Annotated in this window: 22 protein-coding genes and 1 riboswitch; of the genes, 7 read left to right on the forward strand and 15 right to left on the reverse strand. The window is 46.0% G+C overall.

Annotated elements, in window-relative coordinates; genetic code table 11:
- The first annotated feature begins 18 nt into the window (after positions 1 to 18).
- Entirely contained in the window at positions 19 to 816 is a 798-nt protein-coding gene (locus tag ACQCV8_RS11530) for an SDR family NAD(P)-dependent oxidoreductase (protein WP_426844779.1), read from the forward strand.
- A 6-nt stretch (positions 817 to 822) separates the two neighbouring features.
- Here ACQCV8_RS11530 and ACQCV8_RS11535 read toward each other — a convergent pair whose 3' ends face one another.
- Both ACQCV8_RS11535 and ACQCV8_RS11540 read right to left on the reverse strand, forming a co-directional pair.
- Positions 823 to 2,196 carry a tetratricopeptide repeat protein gene (locus tag ACQCV8_RS11535; RefSeq protein ID WP_426844780.1) on the reverse strand — a complete coding sequence of 458 codons (1,374 nt, stop codon included), beginning with the start codon at positions 2,194 to 2,196 and terminating at the stop codon, positions 823 to 825.
- A 277-nt stretch (positions 2,197 to 2,473) separates the two neighbouring features.
- Positions 2,474 to 5,164 carry a dynamin family protein gene (locus tag ACQCV8_RS11540; protein WP_426844781.1) on the reverse strand — a complete coding sequence of 897 codons (2,691 nt, stop codon included), beginning with the start codon at positions 5,162 to 5,164 and terminating at the stop codon, positions 2,474 to 2,476.
- A 342-nt stretch (positions 5,165 to 5,506) separates the two neighbouring features.
- Here ACQCV8_RS11540 and ACQCV8_RS11545 point away from each other — a divergent pair, with 342 nt between their 5' ends.
- Complete coding sequence (locus ACQCV8_RS11545; protein ID WP_426844782.1) at positions 5,507 to 5,728, forward strand: hypothetical protein; 222 nt, start codon at positions 5,507 to 5,509, stop codon at positions 5,726 to 5,728.
- Between the two features lie 6 nt (positions 5,729 to 5,734).
- Here ACQCV8_RS11545 and ACQCV8_RS11550 read toward each other — a convergent pair whose 3' ends face one another.
- Positions 5,735 to 5,965: an excisionase family DNA-binding protein gene (locus ACQCV8_RS11550; protein ID WP_426844783.1), complete on the reverse strand. Its 231-nt coding sequence runs from the start codon at positions 5,963 to 5,965 to the stop codon at positions 5,735 to 5,737.
- 554 nt (positions 5,966 to 6,519) lie between these two features.
- A riboswitch (PreQ1 riboswitch) is annotated at positions 6,520 to 6,564 on the forward strand.
- A 6-nt stretch (positions 6,565 to 6,570) separates the two neighbouring features.
- Between ACQCV8_RS11550 and ACQCV8_RS11555 the strand changes: the two genes are divergently transcribed.
- Entirely contained in the window at positions 6,571 to 7,056 is a 486-nt protein-coding gene (locus tag ACQCV8_RS11555; protein WP_426844784.1) for a QueT transporter family protein, read from the forward strand.
- 102 nt (positions 7,057 to 7,158) lie between these two features.
- Positions 7,159 to 7,665 carry a GNAT family N-acetyltransferase gene (locus ACQCV8_RS11560; protein WP_426844785.1) on the forward strand — a complete coding sequence of 169 codons (507 nt, stop codon included), beginning with the start codon at positions 7,159 to 7,161 and terminating at the stop codon, positions 7,663 to 7,665.
- 189 nt (positions 7,666 to 7,854) lie between these two features.
- Here ACQCV8_RS11560 and ACQCV8_RS11565 read toward each other — a convergent pair whose 3' ends face one another.
- From ACQCV8_RS11565 to recQ, 7 genes are all read right to left on the reverse strand, one after another.
- A complete protein-coding gene (locus ACQCV8_RS11565) occupies positions 7,855 to 9,309 on the reverse strand; it encodes an NAD(P)H-binding protein (protein WP_426844786.1) in 1,455 nt (484 codons plus the stop codon).
- Positions 9,310 to 9,402: 93 nt separating this feature from the next.
- Positions 9,403 to 9,807 carry a DUF3021 domain-containing protein gene (locus tag ACQCV8_RS11570; protein ID WP_426844787.1) on the reverse strand — a complete coding sequence of 135 codons (405 nt, stop codon included), beginning with the start codon at positions 9,805 to 9,807 and terminating at the stop codon, positions 9,403 to 9,405.
- Positions 9,804 to 10,256 carry a LytTR family DNA-binding domain-containing protein gene (locus ACQCV8_RS11575; RefSeq protein ID WP_426844788.1) on the reverse strand — a complete coding sequence of 151 codons (453 nt, stop codon included), beginning with the start codon at positions 10,254 to 10,256 and terminating at the stop codon, positions 9,804 to 9,806. The genes ACQCV8_RS11570 and ACQCV8_RS11575 overlap by 4 nt, the downstream gene beginning before the upstream one ends.
- A 271-nt stretch (positions 10,257 to 10,527) precedes the next feature.
- Entirely contained in the window at positions 10,528 to 11,562 is a 1,035-nt protein-coding gene (locus ACQCV8_RS11580; protein WP_426844789.1) for an SDR family oxidoreductase, read from the reverse strand.
- Between the two features lie 47 nt (positions 11,563 to 11,609).
- Positions 11,610 to 12,179, reverse strand: coding sequence for a TetR/AcrR family transcriptional regulator (locus ACQCV8_RS11585; protein ID WP_426844790.1), 570 nt, complete (start codon positions 12,177 to 12,179; stop codon positions 11,610 to 11,612).
- Positions 12,180 to 12,319: 140 nt separating this feature from the next.
- Entirely contained in the window at positions 12,320 to 12,625 is a 306-nt protein-coding gene (locus ACQCV8_RS11590; protein WP_426844791.1) for a putative quinol monooxygenase, read from the reverse strand.
- A gap of 1 nt (position 12,626) precedes the next feature.
- Positions 12,627 to 14,771: a DNA helicase RecQ gene (gene recQ, locus ACQCV8_RS11595; protein ID WP_426844906.1), complete on the reverse strand. Its 2,145-nt coding sequence runs from the start codon at positions 14,769 to 14,771 to the stop codon at positions 12,627 to 12,629.
- A 171-nt stretch (positions 14,772 to 14,942) separates the two neighbouring features.
- On the opposite strand from recQ, the gene ACQCV8_RS11600 reads away from it, so the two are divergent.
- Together ACQCV8_RS11600 and ACQCV8_RS11605 are read left to right on the forward strand one after the other, a co-directional pair.
- Positions 14,943 to 16,217: a trypsin-like peptidase domain-containing protein gene (locus ACQCV8_RS11600; RefSeq protein WP_426844792.1), complete on the forward strand. Its 1,275-nt coding sequence runs from the start codon at positions 14,943 to 14,945 to the stop codon at positions 16,215 to 16,217.
- 295 nt (positions 16,218 to 16,512) lie between these two features.
- The gene (locus ACQCV8_RS11605; protein ID WP_426844793.1) at positions 16,513 to 17,646 is read left to right on the forward strand and encodes a histidine kinase N-terminal domain-containing protein; all 1,134 of its coding nucleotides are present in this window, start codon (positions 16,513 to 16,515) and stop codon (positions 17,644 to 17,646) included.
- A 51-nt stretch (positions 17,647 to 17,697) separates the two neighbouring features.
- On the opposite strand, the gene ACQCV8_RS11610 is transcribed toward ACQCV8_RS11605, so the two are convergent.
- Both ACQCV8_RS11610 and ACQCV8_RS11615 read right to left on the reverse strand, forming a co-directional pair.
- Complete coding sequence (locus ACQCV8_RS11610) at positions 17,698 to 18,633, reverse strand: toxic anion resistance protein (protein WP_426844794.1); 936 nt, start codon at positions 18,631 to 18,633, stop codon at positions 17,698 to 17,700.
- Complete coding sequence (locus tag ACQCV8_RS11615; RefSeq protein WP_426844795.1) at positions 18,630 to 19,259, reverse strand: 5-bromo-4-chloroindolyl phosphate hydrolysis family protein; 630 nt, start codon at positions 19,257 to 19,259, stop codon at positions 18,630 to 18,632. The genes ACQCV8_RS11610 and ACQCV8_RS11615 overlap by 4 nt, the downstream gene beginning before the upstream one ends.
- Before the next feature lie 199 nt (positions 19,260 to 19,458).
- On the opposite strand from ACQCV8_RS11615, the gene ACQCV8_RS11620 reads away from it, so the two are divergent.
- Positions 19,459 to 19,998 (forward strand): DinB family protein, encoded by a 540-nt coding sequence (locus ACQCV8_RS11620; protein WP_426844796.1) that lies wholly within the window; start codon positions 19,459 to 19,461, stop codon positions 19,996 to 19,998.
- Between the two features lie 411 nt (positions 19,999 to 20,409).
- On the opposite strand, the gene kynA is transcribed toward ACQCV8_RS11620, so the two are convergent.
- The 3 genes from kynA to kynU are packed head-to-tail and all read right to left on the reverse strand — an operon-like array spanning position 20,410 to position 23,165.
- Positions 20,410 to 21,252 carry a tryptophan 2,3-dioxygenase gene (gene kynA / locus ACQCV8_RS11625; protein ID WP_426844797.1) on the reverse strand — a complete coding sequence of 281 codons (843 nt, stop codon included), beginning with the start codon at positions 21,250 to 21,252 and terminating at the stop codon, positions 20,410 to 20,412.
- Positions 21,249 to 21,881, reverse strand: coding sequence for an arylformamidase (gene kynB / locus ACQCV8_RS11630; protein WP_426844798.1), 633 nt, complete (start codon positions 21,879 to 21,881; stop codon positions 21,249 to 21,251). The genes kynA and kynB overlap by 4 nt, the downstream gene beginning before the upstream one ends.
- Entirely contained in the window at positions 21,882 to 23,165 is a 1,284-nt protein-coding gene (gene kynU, locus ACQCV8_RS11635) for a kynureninase (RefSeq protein ID WP_426844799.1), read from the reverse strand.
- Between the last annotated feature and the right edge of the window lie 86 nt (positions 23,166 to 23,251).

Below are 23,251 nucleotides of genomic sequence, written 5' to 3' on the forward strand. Positions count from 1 at the left end.
GTACAAGGAGGCCATTTGATGACCATTTTTTCCAGTGATGCGTTAAAAAACCAGCACATTCTTATTACAGGCGCTACCGGCGGCATCGGATACGAAACAGCAAAGGCGTGCGCTGAAGCCGGTGCCAATCTCACAATAACCGGCAGAGATGAAGATAAGCTCGCAGCGCTTAAAGGGGACTGCGAAGAATTAAATCCCGGTGTCTCGATCCTGCTGTTCAGCGCGGACCTTGATGCAGCGGATGAGCGGGACAGCCTTTTGGATGCAGCTGTTTCCGAAAACGGTCCGGTCACAGGGCTTGTCAACGGTGCCGGGATTGCAGGAGGCGGTCCCCTTGAAGAGCTGACAGAAGAGGATTTAAGGCGGATTATGGAGCTTAACTTCACCTCAACTGTCCTGTTTACTCAATTGGTCTACAGACATATGCTCGTGTCAGGGCGCGGGGCTGTCGTCAATGTTTCCTCTTTATCCGGCATAAGAGGAACCCACGGAAACAGCGCATATGCAGGGTCTAAATTTGCCCTCATCGGATTCACCCAGTCTTTTGCAGTGGAAGCCATTGAGCACGGAATCCGCGTAAATGCGGTCTGCCCGGGATATGTAGATACGAAAATGGGTCGTGCAAGCATCGGGCGAAAAGGTGAAAAAACAGGCCGCACCTATGAAGAACAGCTGAAACAGGCGGAAGCCTCCATCCCCTCAGGGAGAATCAGTACACCAGAGGAAGTGGCAGCTGCTATTGTCTTTCTGCTGACCGATGCAGCAGCCAATATCGTTGGTGAATCCGTGAAAATTTCAGGCGGAAGTGTGATGTAGCATTTTTTATCCGTTCGATGCCTTTTGCATCGTTTGGAGAATGCCCATATAAGCTTTTGCCTCCTGTGCCATCCCCATTTCCTTATAGGTTTTCGACAGCCATTGCACAGGTTCGGGGTTAGAAGGATTTAATTCCATTTCCCAGCTGAAGCAGTCAATCGCTTTTTGATATTGCTTCATTTCATGATAAAGACGTCCAAGAGCGAGCTGCTGTTCCGGGTCATCCTGGTAGGCAGCCATTTTTTTGAAGTTTTCCGTCATTAGAGACGGAATCGGATGCAGCCAGTTCAGGACTGCAGCAAAATCCTGATGCTTCAGCATGTTCGGTATGATTATTTTTAACATCCGTCCGCATTCCCTCTGATCCTCCATGCTCAGTATAAATTGCTGGAGCTTTTCCTCATCAAGCTTTTTATAATCAAAGGCAGGGTCTGACAGCAGAGTGATCAGCTGCTCTGCCCGGCATTCATCAGAATCCATCAGCACAGCAGCGGCATCCTCCAGCCTGCCATCGCTCATCAGCGCTTCAACCAGATCCTGTCTCGCCTTCGCGTCCCTCATTAATCCGCGGCAGGAGTCCCATAAAATGACGGCCCGCTCACTTGCTGTGAACCGGGCTGCCAGAAGCTTCGAAAACTCCTCATACAATTCAGGCGCCGGCTCCTTTTCATTTTTAAAATAATGAATATACTGCGCAGCCTGATCCATCCAGCGTTTTTGCTCAGCCAGCAATTTCTGAAGGCTTTTGAAAGAGGCTTTTCCTTTCTTCATACAAAGCACCTCAGCGTGCAGCGGGTCGGCCGTTTTCATTTCTGAAAAAGAACCCTCGTATATGAGCCTGTATTTCAAATAGTCCATATGCTGGGATAATTCATGAGCCCATTGATTTTTCGGATCCGCATCCAAAAGGGTGATCAGAACCTGATAAGCCATACGAAACTGTCCGCTTCTGCGGTATTGGAAGAAGAAAGACTTCGCTGCTTCTGTAATTTTCTCTTTTGAAACAAAGGAGTCAAAATGCGATAGAATATAAACCGTTTCCTGGGGAGTAAGCTGCTTGGACAGCGTTTTAAACAGCTGGGTCACCGTTCTCAGCTGCAGTGTCTGCGAGGGCGTAAAGAGTGCATCAATCAGAGGATGGGGAGCATCAACTACAATTCCCTTCCGGAATGCTTTGCTTAGCATAGAACCTTTTTTTATAGAAGTATACTTTCCAGTCAGAAACTGATTTTGATAAAAGAACAAGTAGCAGGTGCCTTTTTCCGGGTGGGATGCTTCAGCAATTCTCATCCGGTTGTAGAAAGCCAGTCTTTTGATAGGAAGCTGGTATGGCTTTTCTCCGCTTTGAGCAATCGTCGCATGTTCAATGTGTCCGCCCAATTGAATCCCTCCATATGTTCTTTTCTTTAAGTTTAACACTAAATAGGCAATTCCACAGAATAAAAGAACAAACACCCTGAAGAATATAGGCCGTTTCAGACGATGGAGCCGGACGAAAACACGCGAGCCTGACCTGTATGTGCTCTCTTCCTGTTTTTTAAATCCAAACGATTTTCATAAAGAAAACCCCCGGTATACCGGGGGTTTTCACTCATCAGGATTTTAGGACACTTCAGCGATCGGCCTCCTGACTCATGCGAGACAATGGATGGCTCACCTAGCGGGTGCCGAGGAGCATCCATTCGTACTGGCGCAGACGCAGTTCAAATAAGGTCAGAGACTCCTTGAAGGTACTTAAATGGTTTTTCATATCCAGCAATTTGCTTTGTTTAGCTGAAATGGCGGTATGAGTTTCTTCAACCGTCTGCTTCAGGACACTGAACGGATGGCTGAAGAAAATGGTAACATCCCGGTCAATGCCTTTTTCAAACACATCAAACGGAAGGAGGAACTTAGAGATGATATCTTCTGTCAGCTCAGAGTAATCCTCATTTTCAATATATTGTGTATATCGGTTAACCATCATTGTTTTGTTTTGTGCAATGGCATTAATGAGCTTTCCGGCACTTTTCAGAAGAAGCTGGGAAGGTGTATGACGCATCAGAATATTGACTTCATCAAGCTGGAAGCCGCTTGTCATGCGCTGTACATCCCGCCTCCAGTCATCTGCAATTTTAAAGTCACATGATAGCTCGACTCTGTCTGATTCAAACAGCTTATTAAAGCCGCTGCTCATTTCATCAAGGTGGGCCTGGCTCACCTTCAGTTCATCATGTGAGGAGGAGATCCATTCGTGAAGTGAATCCCGGTACATAGGCAGGACGGTATCATCGATGTAAATTTTAATCCGGCTGTTCATCTCTTCATTCAGCTGCAGATGAATTTTGCCAAAGTCACTGTCCTCCCTCACAAGCTTAGCGCAGCTGCGGAGCATTTCCGGAATTTTCATCCTCATATCCTGCCTGATTTCTTCTTTCACTGTATGGAAATAGCGGCGGATTTCCACTGTTTTTTCCTTTTCCAGATCTTCAAGCTGATGAATCGCCCCATTCAGCTTTGAAACCATGTCCTCATTCCAGACTATGGATTTCTCTAGGGAGCGCTCATGCTCCAGACGAGTATCCAGCAGATTGGTTATCGTCGTGCGAATGACAAAGAGAAGCTTCGCCACTCTGTCATCGAGTCTCGCCGGGCTGAAGTTCTTTTCAATAAAATCATCAAACAGCTCCAGCTGACGGCTGCTCTTATAATGAGAGGAGTAAGCGAACACCTTAGCCTCAGGGAAAACGGTGTGAATCCTCTCCTCGGTATCAAGGAGCACCCTGTTTGCTTCTTCCTCTCCATACACCGTATCCATTTTGTTCAGCAGGAAGTGAATCGGCATATCGGGTGCAAGATCTCTGATTCTCAGAAGGAATTCAGACTCCTGCGCAGTGAATGGCGCGTTGGCAGATAGAATAAAAAGCATGCTGTCCGCCAGATTAATATAATGATGGACTTCATTTCTTCCGCCTAATCTGCTATTAAACCCGGGGGAATCAATCATCGTCATCCCATGCCTGCTCAGAAATTCCGAGGGCAGTCTGTATTCAATAAAACGGTCATTTGCTGTAAGGCCGCCGGGTTCCCGTATTGCCTTCACTTCGCTGATTTCTGTTTCTGGATGTTCTCTTACAATGACAACGGTCGAGCTCTCCTCGCCCAGCACCGGTTCATCCAGGACGGAATTAATGAAAGACGATTTGCCTGAGCTTGCGGCGCCTGCAACGAGAAGATGCCGTGTATGTAAATCAAGGAGCTCCTGCACCATCCAATTTGACTGATCACCGATTTCCACCTCATTCTCAAGGCTCCACCTCTTCACGGAATCAAACAGCTCGAGACTCTCCTCAAGTCCGGCTGTTATGTTCTGTTTCCAGCTGACCAGATTTTCCGCCCGGTAAACCTGTTCAGCTGATATGCTTTCAGGGAAAAGATCATTCCAGGCAAGCACGGCAGCCGCTGAAAGAATGGCATGATTCGCTTCAGACATGCTAAGCCAGTTAACCAGAAAGCCGGGCAGAACCTTCGACAGCTCTTTTACCGAATATGCGCCGCCCGTCAGCTGAAGGTATGTCTCCTCATGACGCTTGGACAGCTTCCTCCAGGAGTGGGACTGCTCGCCATCAAGAGACTGGTAAACGTTATTAACATTCATCAGCCAAGGCATGTAAGAGGGTTGTCCCTCATACGAATGCCATAATGAGAGCACAAGCTCTTCAAAATGAGGCGGGCTCACATGATACATGGCGGCAAGAACTTCATTAAAATAAGACGGTTCAAATCGGTTTGTATATCCGTTCGTTATGTACGCCTGCAAAACTTCCGCCCAATCAAGAGATTGCGTTCGGATGGTTTCATTTGCAGCAAGCTCTACAGCATTTTCCCAATCCTGATGCTCCTCAAAAAATGCCCGCGCAATCAAGGCGATATTTTGATAATCGGGATCAAGCGCCACCGCTTTTTTAATAGACAGAACGGCTGCATCCTGCTTTTCCTGCTGCAGATAGAGCGAAAACAGCTGCAGGGCAACCTCAATCTTTAATACAAGACTGTCCGTTTCAATGCTCTTATACAAATCCAGAGCTGCCGCTTCCATCCCAAGCTCCATATAAGCATCGGCCATGTTTTTCCTGGCCCACTGATCCAGTTCGCTGGTAATGTGCTCCCACTTAAAGATCGCAGCTTCATAATCCTTATGGTGAAAATAAACTTCACCCTGGGCAAAACGGATATCCGATGCATCCCCGTCTTCCTTCTGATGCTCATCAAGGAGCAGGCTTCCAAGCACCTGAACAGGGTGTTCCCCTGACTCAGGGGCCAGTAACTCATAAAAGGTTTTCTTGCTTAACTTCGTTTCTGCAGTCATGGTCGGCCTCCAAATAATAGAGTATATATATGTAAATTCCCCGTCTATAGTCCCGTTACACCTAATGGGTATCTAATTTCATATTTTAACAGAGTTTTTTGCCGGGTTATTGCAAAAGGATGTCAGTTTCAATACAGATTAGACACAAACGTAAAATTAGAGGATTCATTTCCCATGGGTTTTTATGGTAGAGTAATAAAAAACCGCAAGCTTTTGTCTAAATAAGAGAAATCCATTCAATTACATTAAGCTTGGGGATGAAACCTTTATCCCAAACTCGCCGGTCTTCGGCTTTTATTTGGACAAGCACATAACAGCGAAATTCTATCTGCAGGAGGAAACATGCACATTGTTCAAAATCGGTTTGCCGCCACTTTTCACATCATTCTTCTTATTGTCTCGATCAGCGCCGCTGCATCCATTTTGCTGACCGACCCGAAACTTGAGTCCCAGCTTCTTCAGTTTATGGCAGCATGCATCATCGGAGGCGGAAGCACATTAAAGCTGTACCGGGCACATACAGCCAAATCAGGAAAAAAGTCAGATGAGCCCCGCTCACTCTGACTTTTTTTAGTCCTCATCCTTTACATCCGGATCTTCCGGCAGCGGCTCACTCTTCCACTCATCAAGCTGCTTCTTCGCCTTCTCCAGCTGATCCAAATGCCCGTTAAACTGCTCCTTATTGATCAAATAAACCTTCCCGTCAAACAAATACCGGATCCGGTTTTGGTGAATCAGGGTCTCGACATAGGTCTCCGGAAGGGAAAGATACTCAGCCGTTTCTTTAATCGTTAAATACACACGAAATTCCTCCTCTATACGGATGATTATAACGAAAGAGGGGATGATGGGTAAACAAGGGGACGCCAGGTTATTATTGGCGCAGGACCCGAATGGGATTTTGTTGGTTATTGTCCTCCGTATTTTGGTTTTATTGTCCGTACTTTGGTTTTATTGTCCGTATTTTGGTTTTATTGTCCGTATTTTGGATTTATTGTCCGTACTTTGGTTTTATTGTCCGTACTTTTGTTTTATTGTCCGTATTTTGATTTTATTGTCCGTACTTTTGTTTTATTGCCCTCCGTATTTTAGTTTTATTGTCCGTACTTTGATTTTATTGTCCGTACTTTTGTTTTATTGTCCGTATTTTGATTTTATTGTCCGTACTTTGGTTTTATTGTCCGTACTAACGCAGATAAAGACTTTTCGAGATAATTCGACATTAATAGACAACGCCTTCGCCCCGCGTAACGATTACATTCCAAACCGCCACACAACATACAGATGCGCGAACCAACGTCCTTGCTCATACTAAATGTTTACAAATCCTCTTTTTCATACTATAATATCTACTTTCGAACGTGGTTCGAGATCCTCCCACGAAAAAAAACTAAGGAGTAGAGAAAATGAATATCCGAACACTCGCAGCTAATGGGATTTTGGCTGCCATTTATATTGTTGTGACCACCCTTGTTCAGCCAATCGCATTCTCAAATATACAGTTTCGCATTCCTGAGATGCTGAACCATTTAGTCGTTTTTAATAAAAAGTACATTTTTGGAATTGTGCTTGGAGTTTTTATTTCCAATATGCTTTGGTCGCCAATGAAGGCATACGATGTGATATTCGGAACTGGCCAGTCGGTTATTGCTCTTCTTATAACGATCGCAGCTGCAAAATATATCAAAAACACATGGGCTTTGATGGCTGTAAACACGCTTGTGTTTACATTTACGATGTTTATCATAGCCTGGGAGCTGCATTTGGCTCTCGGCTTCCCGTTCTGGATTACATGGGCTGTAACAGCTGTCGGTGAATTTGCAGTGATGGCTGCCGGAATGCCGATTATCTATGCTTTGAACAAACGGCTTAAGTTTGAAAAACACGCTTAAGCCCTCTGGATGAAATCTCTATGATTTCATCCTTTTTTATTTCAAATTTCCAGGATATCCCGCTTCCTTGCAGAATAACCTCCATAAAGGAGGGGAACCGCTATGGAGATCCGCATTCTAGATGTGAATGACGCATTTGTTTTTCAAACACTCCGACTGAAAGGCTTAATAACAGAGCCAGAAGCATTCGGCTCCACCTTTGACAGAGAAGAGCGGTATTCACTGGAAACAGTCGCTCGAAGGCTGAAGCCCACTGACAGCAAGTTCACACTGGGAGCTTTTGACGAAAACCATTCTCTGGCTGGAATGGTCACTTTCATTCGGGGAGAGAGCCCTAAAACCGCTCATATAGGAAATGTATACGGCATGTACATAGAACCTGTTCACCGCAGACAAGGCTTGGGAAAAGCACTGCTGCTGGACCTTCTAAAAAAAGCAGGCAAAGAGAATGTGGAGCAAATCCATTTATCCGTTGTTTCTGGGAACGCAGCCGCCAAAAATCTATATAAATCTATGGGGTTTAAAACCTATGGGGTGGAGAAACATGCGTTAAAGTTTAATGGGAAGTATTATGACGAAGACTTAATGGTCTTATTTTTGCGCACATGAACTTGACAAATACAGGATCCGATTGCCCGATTGAGACCGATAAATATCCAAAACCGGCTGACAAATATCGGAATACGGCCGATATACGGGGCTCTAAACGATAAAACGCCCAAATCGTTAAGTACATGAAAATCCAGCTAATCATAAAAGCTTGCCGGCCGATTTGTCTCCCAAATCGGCCGGTCAGTCTCAATTCATATGAACAATCCGCTTGACCGGTCCATTTTGCTTATGTTCATCTGTTTTATCCATCAAATTCAGCAGGTGCCTTTTGTATAGATACATCACAATGATGTGGATTTTTGCCTGAGACAGCCTGTAAATAATCCATGGCAGGGAAGGGCGGTATTCATGAATGGCGATGATGCACTCCTGTGTATCAGGAATCTGCCTGAATTCTATCCTTCCCCTGCCGCCTTCCACGATTTCAGCGAATGATCCGCCGGTGATATAGTAAAGGGCCCGGTTTGAAGAGCTTCGATCCGGTGCGTAGCTAAGTTCCATAATGGGCTTCTCCCATCCAAAAAGGTAAAACCGGCTCACGCGGCTGCTGTCAGCTTCTACCCTAAGAAACGGCCGCGCCAGTTTTGACAGCCAGTTCATATAATGGTCTCCGGCCCAATCGGCATCTTTTCCTTCTGGAAGCAAGATGCGCTGCACAGAGCGGACATCTGCAATGCCCGATTGTTTAGAGGATGAAGATTTGGAACTTTTTTGTTCCTTCTTTTCTTTTTCCTCCTCGTCAAGAGCATACTTCGCCGCTTCTTTAAACGGCGTCCGGCCATAGCTGATTTCATCGTCCATGTTTTCTTTTTGGGCTACCATTGGATGCTTCAGGCTCTCAATTAGCGGATAGGCAATGGATTTTGGAGATTGGGTAATCAGACTCACCCATAATCTTGAGAGGGTTACCGTCATAAATGGGACATCAAACGTTCGCGTATTCCTTCCCATAACTTCGGCGGTCTGAATCATCATCTCTTTGTAGGTCATGACTTCTGGTCCGCCTACGTCAATGGATTTTCCGGATAATCGCTTATTTCCAATGCTTTTTTTCAGTGCTGTCAGGACATCCTTCAAGGCGATTGGATGAGTTTTCGTTCTTGTCCATTTAGGCAAAAGCATGGCGGGCAGACGTTTGACCAGCTTGGTAAGAATGGGAAACGAGGATCCCTTCGGACCGACAATGAGTCCTGCACGGATTGTCGTTACCGGTGTGCCGTATGCACCAAGCACCTTCTCAACCTCAAGCCTGCTCTCAAGATGCCTGGACAGTTCTTCTGTATCTTCAGGAATGATTCCGCTCATGTAAATTATTTGTTTAATGCCATTTTTCTTGGCAGCCCGGGCAAAATTGTCGGCAAGAATTAAATCCATATCCTCAAATTTAGCCTGCGTCAGTTTGGCAGAAGGCATCATTGAATGAACGAGGTAGACAGCATAGTCCGCTCCTTCCAATCCCTTCTCAGCAGAATCCAATGAATACAAATCACAGGAACGCCATTCTACATGATCGCTATTCTCCCGTGAATCCCCGTTTCTGGACAGGGCGATGACGTCTGAGTATCCGGTAAGCTTTTGCAGCAAATTATTCCCTATATATCCGCTTGCCCCTGTAAGGGCGATTACTTCGCGTTTTTCCATAGTTAACAACTCCAGTCCTGAAGAAATCAGTATATGGTCTTTTTATTCCTTCAACACGGTTCCGGTAAACGTTGGGAGAACATTGGAAAATCTTTATTTTCTCAAAGAAGAATTCAGAGACGATTCCATTTTTTTCATGTACGAGTAAATGCTGAACCAAATAATAAAGTAGACAATGACGAAGCTAACGAAAGCAATGACTGCGCCAAACCATGTTAAAGGGAACCATCCCGAAAAAACGGCCACTGTAAAATAGGCAGCAACGGAAAGAGTGAAGTGAATGACCATCTGTTTCAGAAGGCTCCATTTTTCGAACTCAAAGATGAGGGATGAAACCCCGAAGTAGATTCCGACCACCATACTCCCAAGCATATGCTTCCATAGCCCGGTTACGGTTATGCTGACATCCATCCCCATAAAAACACTTAATGCCGCAAAGGTAAACAAGCTTGAGAAGCCTAGTCCAGTTAAGGATCTCTTCACTATTTGAATCATCATTTCTTCATTCCTCCAGTCAGTTTATCTTTTACTGCGGCTACAAAGTTACGGGATACATATTCTTTTCGGCCGCTGTAAAAATAGACACATAGATTCCCATTAAAGGAAAGTTCAAACTTTTCAATGGCCTTCAGATTTCCTATGACTGATTTTGAAAACCGTGTGAACTGGCTGGATTCCAGCAATGCTTCTACTTCATAAAGCTTCATTTTCAACTCGATCCGCCCGTTTGCTGTTACGGCATAGTTCTTTCTCTTTTCAGAGAATACATAATCAACATTCTCCGGCTTCAGCAAAATCGTTTGCTCATCTTTCATTCCAATGAGCCGCTCAGGTCTTGGTGATTTCATACGTTTCATGAGCTCTTCAAGCTCGTCTGTCCACTCCTTTGCCTGAATTGTAATCAGTGTTTCTTCTATTTCCTCATTGATATTTACATGAACTTTCATCGCAGCACCCCTGATTCCTTTCTTAACTGAATTATGTACTCTAAACGCTTTTTTTCTATTAAAAGTAGCATAAGATGCCTAAAAATGGGGATGTGAAGTTCATTTCCTTTCATAAAACAAATGCGAGCTGCAGCCTGCGATGGCTTCGTCTTTGCGAAGCCCCGTCTGTCCCAATGCTCTTAGCCCGGATTTCCCCGCCATTAACAGGTATTTAACAAAGCCTTGATAAAAAAAAGAACAGCAATCCGCTTAAGGATTCTGTTCTTATATACTATAGCAGTCCATCCGCTTCCATTTGATCCTTTTGATCCGTAAGGGTTGTTTCGAGGGAGCGGTAATCCATTCCCAGATCGCGGACGCTTTTGCTGTGGTCGAATTTCGCTTCAAATCCGACATTTCTGGACACATACGGACGTGTGAGGCCAATTTTTGGTGCTATAAGCCATAGCAGCGGCTTTGGAACTTCACCTTTTGGAAGCTTGTATTGGTGCGGATAGTTTTTCTCAAGAAGCTTTGCCATATCGAGCAGGCTGGCTTCTTCATTGGAGATCAAGTAGCGGCCGGAAGCAGTGTTTGTAAAGGCAGCGAGCTTATGGGCTTTAGCGACATCTCTCACATCTACTGTCCCGTTGATTAAACGGGGAACTCCGGTTTTATACTTACCTTTTAATAGATCGAGAATAGTGGCAATGCTTGTAGAATCCTTCCTTTTTGCAAGGGACGGCCCAAGTATAAAGGTTGGATTGATGGTTACGAGGTCCCAGCGGTCTTGCTCTCCGGCAAGCCTCCACGCTTCTTTTTCGGCTGCTGTTTTTGAGAAGCTGTACGGCTGGTGGGCTGGTGAGCTTGTCGTATTCCAGTCTCTTTCGGTAAAAGCCGGTTTCCCGTTCATATCCGCGTTGTCTCCAAACACGGCAACTGCACTGCTTGTCAGAACGACCCTTCTTACGGAAGGAGCCTTGTTGACAGAAGACAGAACGTTTCGGGTCCCTTCCAGCGCGGGTTTGATTAAATCTTTGTTCGCATCCCTGAAGCCGCTGATGAAAAACGGGGAGGCGGTGTGAAACACATACTCACACCCTTCAACCGCTTCATCAAAGCTGCCTTCTCTTAATAAATTGGCCTGATAGACTTGGAGTGTGCCCGGGGACGTTTTTTCTACTTCAAGTAGGTGGGCGTACTGAATGGTTCTCGATTGGTCACGGACGGTAATACGCACTTCATGCCCTTCCTGAAGCAGTTCTTTCACAAGCCACGCTGCAACGTATCCCGTTCCTCCGGTGACTAATACGGTTTTCTTATTCATGTTTAAATCCTCTTTCTTTTTTAATTGAACGTTCATTCAATGAATCATTATAGACGTATCGCTTCCCAGCATGCTTCTGTTACTTTTTCTATAAGCTCTGGCGTTATGCTCAGCATACCTGCTGCATGCTGTTTCGCCAGGGAAACAGCTACATCCAGTGTCAGCGCAATGATGACAGGATCGGGAAGAGGCTTGATCATTTGCTCATGCTTTGCCTTGTTGAATACATTCATGATCGGCTTATAATAAATCATAACAGCCTTCTGGATTTCCAGCTTGTTATACGGAGACTGCAAAAACTGCTCCATGAACATGACTTCATCCGGTATGCGGACGGAAACTTCAATGGTTCTTTTCACCAGGTGCCGGATCTGATCTCTCAGGGGCTGATCCTCATTGATGCCTTGCACAATCCATTGGGAAAAGTCCTTTTTGACCCTCATGTATAATTCATCGATCAGTTCATTCTTATTGCCGAAATAATGATAAATAATTCCTGCACTTACTCCTGCCTTCCGGGCGACCTTTGACATGGACGTCCCGTGAAAGCCATGTTCTGAAATCAGTTCAAGTGTTGCTTTAAGAATGGAGGCTTGTTTTCCTTCTATCAATTCCAACGAATCAAAAACCCCCTCTTAATTGAATGTTCGTTCAATATTTTACTTGAAGCCGAACATTCTGTCCAATTGATGGCCGAAAGACCTCTTGGATATGGGAAAAGAATACCCCGGAGTTTTCTTCCTCCGGGGTACATGCCTTAGAGTCCTTTGCCTCCGAGCGGCTTAAGAGCAGTGATTCTGTCCATATCAGCAATAATGGGCCTTGCCTGTTTTATCAGCATCTGGGTGGCTTCATTTCCAAGAGAAGCCTGATGTGCTTCTTCATTACTCCAAACTTCATAGATATAGACGCTTTCCCGTTCATCCTCTGCCAAGCTGACGACATACAGCTCGCAGCCAGGCAATTCATTCATAGCTTCGGCGGCTTCCAGCAAAATAGCCGCAAGCTCCTCCCGCTTTCCTTCCTTTGCTGTCAGCCTGCCATATAATCCGAATTTCCCCATCTTACTCCCCTGCTTTCTCCATTCGTTTTTTGGTTAAAAAAGCTTTGATCATAAAATAGCTTATCTCTTCCGGAAGCAATTCTTTAATCGGCTTCAGTTGATTCGCTCCCGCTTCCTGAACTGCCTGCTCGAGCGTGATTTCATAGGAAGGCGGCACCAACTCTTCATAATGCAGTCCTCCTTCTTCGGCTTCAAGACACTTTAGCAGGTGATTTTCAATGGTCTGAATGGAAAGGCTTCTTTCTTCCGCTATTTCTTTAAACGTTTTTCCTTCCTGGTAAAGCTTTAACGATTCAAGGTGGGAATTGGGTACCGGCTTCGATGATGCTTTTACTGCCGCAGGTCCCGCTGGCTCTCCGCTGCCTTCGTATTCCGGATACGCTTCCTGGAATTCTAGGATCGCTTTCAGAAATGCTTTCCCGTATTTTGCGGCTTTGTGCTGCCCAACACCGGATACCGCTAGGAATGCCTCTTCTGTCAGAGGCTGCTTTACACACATGTCCTTAAGGGCCGTATCCGAGAAAATGACAAACGGCGGAACGTTTTCCTTCTCAGCAAGGGTCTTTCTGACGGTACGGAGCTCTTCAAACAGCGGATCCCCTGCAGCGACCTGTCTCGTCTGTACGGCTTCCTTGCGCCGAACGGACGTATTTCCGAGCAGCACTTCCTTTCCTGCCGGGTTGACGTAGATGAGCGGATACGCGCCGTGCTCTACCCCAATCAGATCCTGGGATATAAGAAATTCGATAAAGGACGTCGTTTCTTTTGCACTCTTATCCTTCATGATTCCGTAAGTTGGAAGCCGGTTTAAGCCGAGCTCTGTTATTTTCTTATTTTTGGAACCTGTCAGCACCTGGGCTGTAAGTGCCTTCCCAAACCGGTTCTGTCCCATTCGGATGATGCAGGAAAGCACCATCTGCGCTTCCTTCGTTACATCCCGGCTTTCCCGTGAGTCCGTACAGTTGCCGCAGCGTCCGCATGGCTCCATGTCCATTTCGCTGAAGTACTGAACTATTTTGCGCTGCAGGCAGCTTTCGGTATGACAGTAATCCACCATAAGCTGAAGCTTCTCAAGCTCCTGCGGCATTCGCATTCTGTCACTGGACTGGTCAATTAAGAACCTCTGCACCTGAACATCCTGAGGAGAGTAAAGCAGGATGCATTCACTGTCAAGACCGTCCCGTCCCGCACGCCCAGCTTCCTGATAGTAGCTTTCCATGTTCTTGGGAAGCTGGTAGTGAACGACGTACCGGATGTTGGATTTATCAATTCCCATTCCAAAGGCGGAAGTAGCCACCATGACCGTTGTCCTGTCCAGCAGAAAGTCCTCCTGCCCGCTTATTCGGTCTTCATCGTTCATCCCGGCGTGGTACTTGGATACCCGGATTCCGCTCTTGTTTAAATGATCATGGAGCTGATCAACGTTTTTCCTAGTCGCAGCGTAAATAATGCCTGATTCTTTTTCATTTTTTTTCAGAAATTCCTTCAGAAACCGGAGACGGTCCTGACCTTTGATCACGGAAAAAGACAGGTTCTCTCTCGCAAACCCTGTGAGAATGGAGTATTTTTCATCTATTTTAAGAGAGCGGCAAATATCCTCGCGAACCTTCGGAGTGGCAGTAGCGGTTAAAGCCATCACGGCCGGTTTCTTCGGAAGCTGCGATATCATGCGCTGGATGCGCTGGTAGCTGGGCCGGAAATCGTGGCCCCACTGGGATATACAGTGCGCTTCATCTACCGCGGTAAACGGGATATCAATCTTTTTTAGCTGGCTCATAAAGTCATAGCTCTCGAGTCTTTCAGGAGCAATATAAAGAAGCCGGTACTCTCCATTTTTCGCACCCTTCATCCTTTCATAAACCTCAGATGCGGACAGCGAGCTGTTAATATAAGCAGCCGGAATACCTGCCTGGAGCAAGGCATCGACCTGATCCTTCATAAGGGAGATCAGCGGGGATATGACAATCGTCGTTCCCTCCATCATTAATGCAGGGATCTGATAGCATATCGATTTCCCGCCCCCAGTCGGCATGACACACAGTGTATCGTTTCCTGCAAGGATCGAGGCAATCGCCTCTTCCTGCCCTTTCCGGAACGACGTATAGCCGTAATGCTTTTCAAGCAAAGCTTCCGCCTGCTGCAGCATTGTAATCATCCTCTCTCCAATTCTTCTTACTCTATTATAAAAGGAGCCGCCCCATCACGCAAAAAGAAGAAAATGAGATTTAACAGGAAATAACCGCAAAGTTTGCGTTGAAAAAAATGCCAAAATCAACTAAACTAGCTTTAGTAAAATAGTACTAAAAGGAGAATCGCCATGTACTGCAAAAGCTGCGGAACAGCCATTACTGAACGCTCTAAATTTTGCCCAAACTGCGGAAAGCCATTACGAAACAACCCCTCCAAGCTGCTGATTCTGCTTACGGTCTCTCTTTTTCTCTGTGCAGGTGTTTTCACTGCCCTCTATCTGGAACTGACTAAAGCTGCCCCTGCAGCAAAAGAAGTTCAGGTGAAAGAAAAGATTCAGCCGAAGAAAACAGTCAAAACTGAAGAAGTTAAAAAGACAGCCACAAAACAAGAAACCCCCGCTGAAGAAAAAAAAGCAGCAATCAAGCCTCCAAAAGAACCATCTCAAATTATCAAAGATGCACAGCCGAAGGTTTTTACAATCGTAAGTGATTATTCACAGGGCTCCGGATTTCTCATAAACAGCCAAGGCGATATTTTGACTAACGCCCATGTAGCGGAGGGCAGCCTGAATGTAACGATCCGCGATTATGAAGGAAACGAACATAGCGGAAAAGTAATCGGCTACAGCAATGATACGGATATTGCTGTAATCAGAGCTTCAAGCCTGGCCGGAAGAACGCCACTCGGCCTTGAACAAGAGAAACCTTCTAAGCTCGGGGATGAAGTCATTGCCCTTGGCAGTCCGCAAGGCTTTGAAAACACAGCTACAATCGGAAACATCAGCGGCATTGACCGCTCTTTTACAATTGAGCCCCATACGTATGATGGAATTTATCAAATCTCCGCTCCTATTGCACCAGGGAGCAGCGGCGGACCGCTCCTGGATATGAAAACGGAGAAGGCTGTCGCCATCAATTCTGCAAGGCATGATACCGAAGCAACAATCGGTTTCAGCATTCCGCTTTACAAGGTAATGCCTATCATTAACGGCTGGGTCAGCAGCCCTATGTCTGAAGAATCCATCTCCAGTCTTTTTTACAATGACGAAGGCCTGTACTTTTATGAAGATCTATACGATGACAGCGAATATTACTTCGACGGCGGAGACTACAGCGATGAATATGAGGACTACAGCTACGAAGAGTACGAAGAATTTCCTTATGAAGATTACGAGTGGGAAGATCCTTATATCGAAGAGCCGGATGCAGACGTTCCGGAACATGATTATGAAGAACCTATTACCGAGGAAGGCAGCGAAATTCCTGCCCCGGATATCGCTGATGAGAACAGCGGCAGTGAATCAGAGCAGCAAGAGGAATCTCCGGAAGAACTGCCTGAACAGGATCTCCAGCTGGAAGAACCTGCCCTTGAGGTCCCGGAAGCTGAAACTCAAACTCCCTGATGCTTGCGGACTTTGTGACTCTCTAAAAGAAGGATGGACTGACGCAATCTTAAAGGTGCTGCGAGCCTGGCTCGGAGCACTTTTTTCTATACGCAGGTCCCTTGCACTTCCATTAACTTCTCCGCTTTTTGAGGCGCCATTCCTTCCTTTTCCAGCCACCCATTCCGGACTTCATTCAACTTTGCCCGCAGGCATTCTTTTTTAAGAAGGAAAATGACTCCTTTTGTCGAATACCCTTCTTAAACTAATTATTCAGAAAGTAATAGAGGGACTATTCTGCGAAATGAGGAGAAATATGGAACGAACATTGCTCGAATCTCATAAGAAACGTCTAATCTCTTTTTTTGAGGAACGGCAGTCTGTCTTTTTGGAGGAATGGCAGCAGACGATCTTCATCGGTCAAGTAGATCCTCACAAGGAAAAAGTGAAGGAGAACGGCGAAAATATGTACCTTTTAATCAAACATGCCATCGGCAGCGGCTTGTCGGAGGAGGAAATAAAAGGACTCGCCTTTAAAGTCGCAAGCGAACGCCTCGAAGCCAATATCAATATCGGAGATTTCGTATATAATGTAAACGCCGGAAGGAGCATCATCATTCGGAACATCTTCAAATCGGAAATACCTGTTAAAGACCTGGAATTCTTTATCAGCCATATCAATCAGCAATTCGATTTGTTCTGCTACCATGCTGTTACAAAATACACGAACTTAAAAAACCTGGAATTAAGCGAGAAAAACACGTATATTCATGAGAATCATAAGGACAAGCTTGCGCTGCTCGGACAGATGTCCTCAAGCTTTGTACATGAATTCCGCAATCCGCTTACTTCTGTCATGGGCTTTATTAAGCTTTTAAAAAATGATTACCCTCAATTCGAGTACCTTGATATTATCAACCATGAGCTCAATCAGCTGAACTTCCGGATTACCCAGTTTCTCCATACATCCAAAGCTGAGTTTAACGGGACGGAAAAAGAAGAAACATCCATAGCTAAGCTTTTTGAAGACATCCGCGAGCTTACCTACCCGAGTATTGTAGATACCGATGTGAATGTCATCAGCCGGATGAATGAAGATCTGGTAATATCAACATACCGTGAAGAATTAAAGCAGGTATTGCTTAACCTCTTTATGAACTCAATCGATGCCCTTAAGCACAAGGAAAAACCGCGCAATCTGTTAATCAATGCGTATATGGAACATCAGCAGGGCGTCATTTCAATATCCAATAACGGCCCGGCCATTCCGGCTGAAAATATTAAAACCATTTTTGAACCTTTTTTTACGACAAAGGAACTCGGTACAGGAATTGGGCTGTTTGTATGCAAAAAAATCGTGGAAAAACACGGGGGTTCCATTGTTTGTGAATCTAATGAGGAACAAACAACCTTCTTTATCTTTCTTCCTGCCTTATCACAGGAAGCATAAAAAAATCGAGAGAAATCATCATTCCTGCTTTCCGCTCGATTTTTCATTGTTTTATTTTTTCCGTTTCTCAGCAGCAGACAGGCCTTGTTCTGCAGTCAGTCTATGCAATTGGCCCTCCTTCTGCAGTTTCAGCGAATCTGCCGCATCGCGCTTCAGCTTTTGCCCGGTTTCTTTCAGCCTGGCTTTTTCCTCAATCATGCTCATCTGTTTCTTCGTACCTCCCGCTTTTTCCTCTTTCAGCATAGTAGAGGCCATGGTTACCTGGCTTTTCCAAAGCGGGATGGACGTCAGGACGGAGGATTGAATTTTTTCCACAAGCATTTCGTTCGTCTTCTGAATCATGCGGATTTGCGGGGCTGCCTGAAGAGTCATTTCCCTGCTTATTTTCAAATCATACAGTCTTCGGTCGAGCCTCTCGGCAAAGCGGCGGACTGTTTCCTCCTTTTCCTTGCTCCCTATGCTCCCAAGGCTTTCCGCCCCTTGCTGCAAAGAAGGGATTATCTTCTTTTGGAGCTCATCCAGCTTCCATTCGGCAGCAGCTATATATACGTTCAACTCTCCATGGAATTCTTTATTTTGCTCATAAAGATTCTCAAGCATCGCATTGTCTGAAAGCAATATCTGTTTGCTGTTTTCAAGCTTTAGCACCACCCGGTCCATTTGCGCGCTCATTTTATGATACCGGGAAATCAGTTCGGATGCAGAACGCTGGTTTCGAGCGAATATCCGCCTCAATATTCCAGAAGACCGGGCTGGTTCGGGGTCTGCCTCCTCGAGCTTTCTCATCAGGTCCTCCATAATGACTCCGGCGCCTCCCCGGTCTTTCTCCTTCACATACTGCATCAGCCTATCGGATAAAGAGAGCAGCTTGGATTGAGCAGGAACGCCAAAGGAAGCAACCTCTTCCTCCATCCCCGGATTAATGGATTCAGCCGCCTCCCGAATTCTCTGAAGCTCTTTTTCTGAGAATGAACCGTGCAGCGTCATTTTAAATCCTTCGCCTGATTGATGGATTTTTTTGCAACATCCATTTCAAATTTGAGCTCACTGACATCATCCTTAAGAATAAGGTACAAATCTTCTTCAATGGTAAAGAGCAGCTCTTTAAGGGTTCGGTTTGACTCCTTTAAGGAGGAACTGATTTCACTGTTCTTTTTAGGCTGGGAGGATAAAAATGCAAATCGTTCGGTCAGTTCAACGGCAGAGTCCAAATGCTTGTAGAAAAACGGCTCTGCCCGGTAAAAACGCTTTGGATCCTTTTCAGCAAGACGGTAAATCTTTTTGACAACACGCAGCAAATCGACGCGCTGTTTTAATTGAGAGATGCTGCGGACAGAGAATAATGCCCGGCTAAGACGGTCAATTTTCCGTTTAGCTTCTTTAAGATTTTTCTGTATATAACGGTACTCGCTCCTTGAAAGCTCGTGTTTTTTCAAATATCGTGAGTGGACAATTGCAGCAGCTGTTCCATACGCAGCAGCTCCGCCAAGCAGGGAAATCCCTGAAGCAGAAAGGTACGGCTGGGATAGAGGGAAAAAGCTAACCAGCCAAACGGCAGTTGTGACAGGCATAGCAGTAAAAAATCCGGCAGCATGCGGAATAAACCGATTCATCTATAATCGACTCCTGACCTAAGATCTTAATCTTCCTACGGATGGGAACGCTTTCCGGTTTCATCTTTCTTATATTCATCGTACATGATTTGCCTCTGTACTTCCATAGACCTGAAATGTACCGGATTTTAAGACCTGAGGCTTATATTTGCCATTATAGTCAGGATTCACCTGCATCATGCCCCTGTTATATAATTAGATGATACATAGTTCAGGAGGGATTAATTTGATAATAAGACCAGAGAAGCACGAGTTTCATCCTCACTATCAGCCTTATATAGATCTTATTCCATCCGGAGACCTTATTATGATCCTGGAGCAGCAGATAGAGGAAACCCTCAGACTTCTTGAAGGCTTAACGGAAGCAGAAGGAGTGCGTCACTATGCCTCCGGTAAATGGACTGTTAAAGAAGTCATTGGCCATATCGCGGATACCGAGCGCATAATGGCTTATCGGCTCCTCGTCATCTGCCGCGGTGAGCAGCACGAGTTTCGAGGCTATAATGACGAAAGCTATGTGAAGCAAGCAGGTTTCAATGAGCAAACCATGGCCTGGCATATGAAGAATCTCCTAGCTGTGCGGCAGGCAACAATTATGTTAATGAAAGGGCTGCAAAGCAGTGCGTGGACCCTGACCGGGAGAGCAAATGGTTCTTCAGTAACCGTCCTTGCTCTGGCAGCCATCATCGCGGGACATGAGAGGCATCATGTAAAGATTTTAAGAGATCGATATCTGTAAGGGAACAGCTGAATGGAAGAACGGAATGGTTCTTCGGAGTCAGCTTTTTAGCCTCCTCCCAATAACGCAGGCGATTTGGATATCAGCTTTACTGGTTATCGTAACGATACGCCGGCTAGCCAGACGAATAACGGCTCCCGGTATAACTTCACAAACGACTTGATAAATGCTATAGGCATCGTCAATCTCTTAAATTGTAGTTTATTGGAAATGCAGCGGGGATGTGTAATTTATTACTAACATTGTTGTCCTTAGAGCCGAAAATTCCGTTAAAAAACAGCATATATAACAATAAAACCGAACTATTACGATGCTCTATACCAGAGTTTCAAATAATAGTTCGGTTTATTTATTAGCCGGAAACCTTTAAAATTCCTGGGGATGAACGAGTTCTGAAGCCAATTTACACTCTTAAATTTCCGTCCTCAAATCCCACAGCTCGGGAAAAAAGCGCTGATCGAGCACTTTCCTCAAATAGTTGACGCCGGACGACCCTCCAGTCCCCTGCTTGAAGCCGATAATCCGTTCCACGGTTTTCATATGGCGGAACCGCCACTGCTGGAGCCAGTCTTCGATATCGACAAGTTTTTCGGCAAGCTGGTACAAGTTCCAGTATCGATCAGTATGCCGGTAGACAGTGAGCCAGGCTGCCTGTACGGAGTCATCCTTCTGATAGGGCTTTGAGTAATCGCGGCTGAGAACGTCCTGATTAATCGATAAACCTGCTTTTGCAAGAGCCTGAATCGCAGCATCATAAAGCCCCGGCTCCCGGTATGCCTTAGCCAGCCGGGCATGCAGCTCCTGGTCCTTTTCATAAATTTTCAGGACGTGCGGGATCTTGTAACCGAGGGCGAACTCGATCAGACGGTATTGATAAGACTGAAACCCTGATGCCTGCCCGAGCTTTTCACGGAACTCCATGTACTCGGACGGTGTCAGCGTTGAGAGGACATCCCACGCCTGGATAATTTGAGATTGCGTCTTAGACACTCTGGCCAGCTGCTTAAAGGCTGTCGGCAAATCCTCCTTTACAACCGCGGCAATTGAGGATTCCAGTTCGTGCAGGATGAGCTTCATCCAGAGCTCGCTCACCTGATGGATGATAATGAACAGCATTTCATCGTGATGATCGGACAGCCTCACCTGTCCCCCTAAAATTTTATCCAGATGTAAATATTCCCCGTAGGTCATGCTGTTTCGAAAGTCGGTATGGATTGCTTTTTCCGTATCAGCAGCCTGTTCATGATTCTTCATTCAACCCCTCCTCTTCTGCGGATAACGGCCCGCACCGGACTTCCGTCAGCCCCCTCAATCAGGAGCGGAAGCGCAATGAGTTCGTAGTCTCCCGGGTTAATTTTTTCAAGCACGAGGTTTTCAAGAATCTGGACCCCGTTCTCATAAAGCGCATGATGGGCAGCCATGTCCCTGCTGTCCAGCTGGTCGACAGACGGTACCTCCACCCCGATGAGGCAAATTCCTTTTTCCTTGAGATACGGTCCGCAATCTGGGTGAATGGCGGTGATTTTCTCCGGAAAAACTCCGGGATTGCTCCTGACGGCTGTTTTCAGAAGCAGCCTTTCGGCACCGTCCAGATGAAAGCGGCTTAATGCTTCTTTATTGATTATACTTTCAGCTGAAACATCGATCACTCTGGCCTGGCCGATAAAACAGTGGATGTCGAGCTCGCTGATTTTGGGTCCGCTGTCCAAGAAATGAAACGGGGCATCCGCATGTGTCCCGGTATGGAGGCTTGTGGTAATTTTCCCTATGTTGACAGAACCCGTTTGCTGTTTGGTAAAGGCTGTTGTATAGGAAAAGGGGGTATCCCCAGGCCAATGTCCGATTGTTGGGCCTAGCGGCTGGGTAATGTCCATCCACGTCATTTACGCCACCACTCCCCGCTTATTTTCAAATTTTTTGTAGGTTTCTTCCTTCATGATGGCTTTGAGCTTTTGAACCATAAGCCATATTTCCTCAAATGTATTGTATAAGGCCACCGGTGCCAAACGAATTCCACTTGGAGCACGGAAATCAGGAATCATTTTTTCCTCTTTTAATGCCTTGCAGATCCTGGCTGCCTCCGCATGCTCAATGAAAAGATGGCCTCCCCTCGTTTCGTCCTCCGGATTGCGGATCGTGAATCCAAAATCGGCCAGCTCATGACTGATTACATCCATCATGTACCCTGTCATCTTTAAGGATTTCCTGCGCACAGCCTCTATTCCCGCCTCATTAAACATTGCGAGGGAGCCAAGCAGCGGGGCCATGCTTAGGATATTCGGCGTCCCCATTTGGTAAGCACCGGCATGGTCTGCTGGTGTAAGCTCATGAGCCATGTCAAACTGCTTGGATTTATCCGAACTAAACCAGCCGGCAAGACCCGGCGTTGCTCCAAAATGCTGTTTGTTCACGTAAAGCGCTCCGACCGCACCCGGTCCCCCATTTAAATGCTTATAGGTGCACCAAAAAGCAAAGTCTGTCTTCCACTCTGAAAGACTATGAGGAATGGACCCGACAGAGTGGCATAGATCAAAGCCTATCAGAATTCCGCGCTTATGAGCTTCCGCTGTCAGTCTATCCATAGGGAGAATTTGGCCGCTGCGGTACTGGACACCTGATAAAATGACCATCGCGACATCCTCAGTCATCGCTGAAATAAGATCCTCAGCTTCCAGCGTATGCCCATCCCGGCTTTTGACTTTCACGAGATGGGTCTCCGGGTCATAGCCCTTTAACCGCAGCTGACTCTGCAGAGCATACACGTCAGTCGGAAAGGTGATATCGTCCGTAACTATTTTTGTCCTTTTCCCTGAGGGCTTGTAAAAAGTAGAAACAAGCTGGTGCAGGTTAGCGGTCGCAGACCCTGTTACGATCACTTCCTCCGGAGACGCGCCAATTAGCGGAGCCATTTGCTCCCCAAGCTGCTCCGGCAGATAAAACCATGGGTGTTCCCCCTCTGTCCAGCCATCGATACCGAACGTTTTCCAAGATTCAAGGACAGAATGGACCGTCCTCTCTGAACGTTTTGACAGCAAGCCAAGAGAGTTGCCGTCCAAATAGATGGTTCCTTCGTTTATGTAAAATTCATTCCGGAAGCAGGCGAGCGGATCCGACTGATCCAAAGTACGGGCATATTCAAGCGAAAAACGATCAAGCTGTGCGGCCATTTTTGTACCGTCCTTTCCAGGTTGAGTCTACTAGAATTATATTTTAGAAATGAGAGCGCTGTCAAAGGGAGGGGGGAGGGCTCTGA

The organism is Metabacillus sp. 84, from assembly GCF_050107715.1.
Taxonomy (GTDB): domain Bacteria; phylum Bacillota; class Bacilli; order Bacillales; family Bacillaceae; genus Metabacillus_B.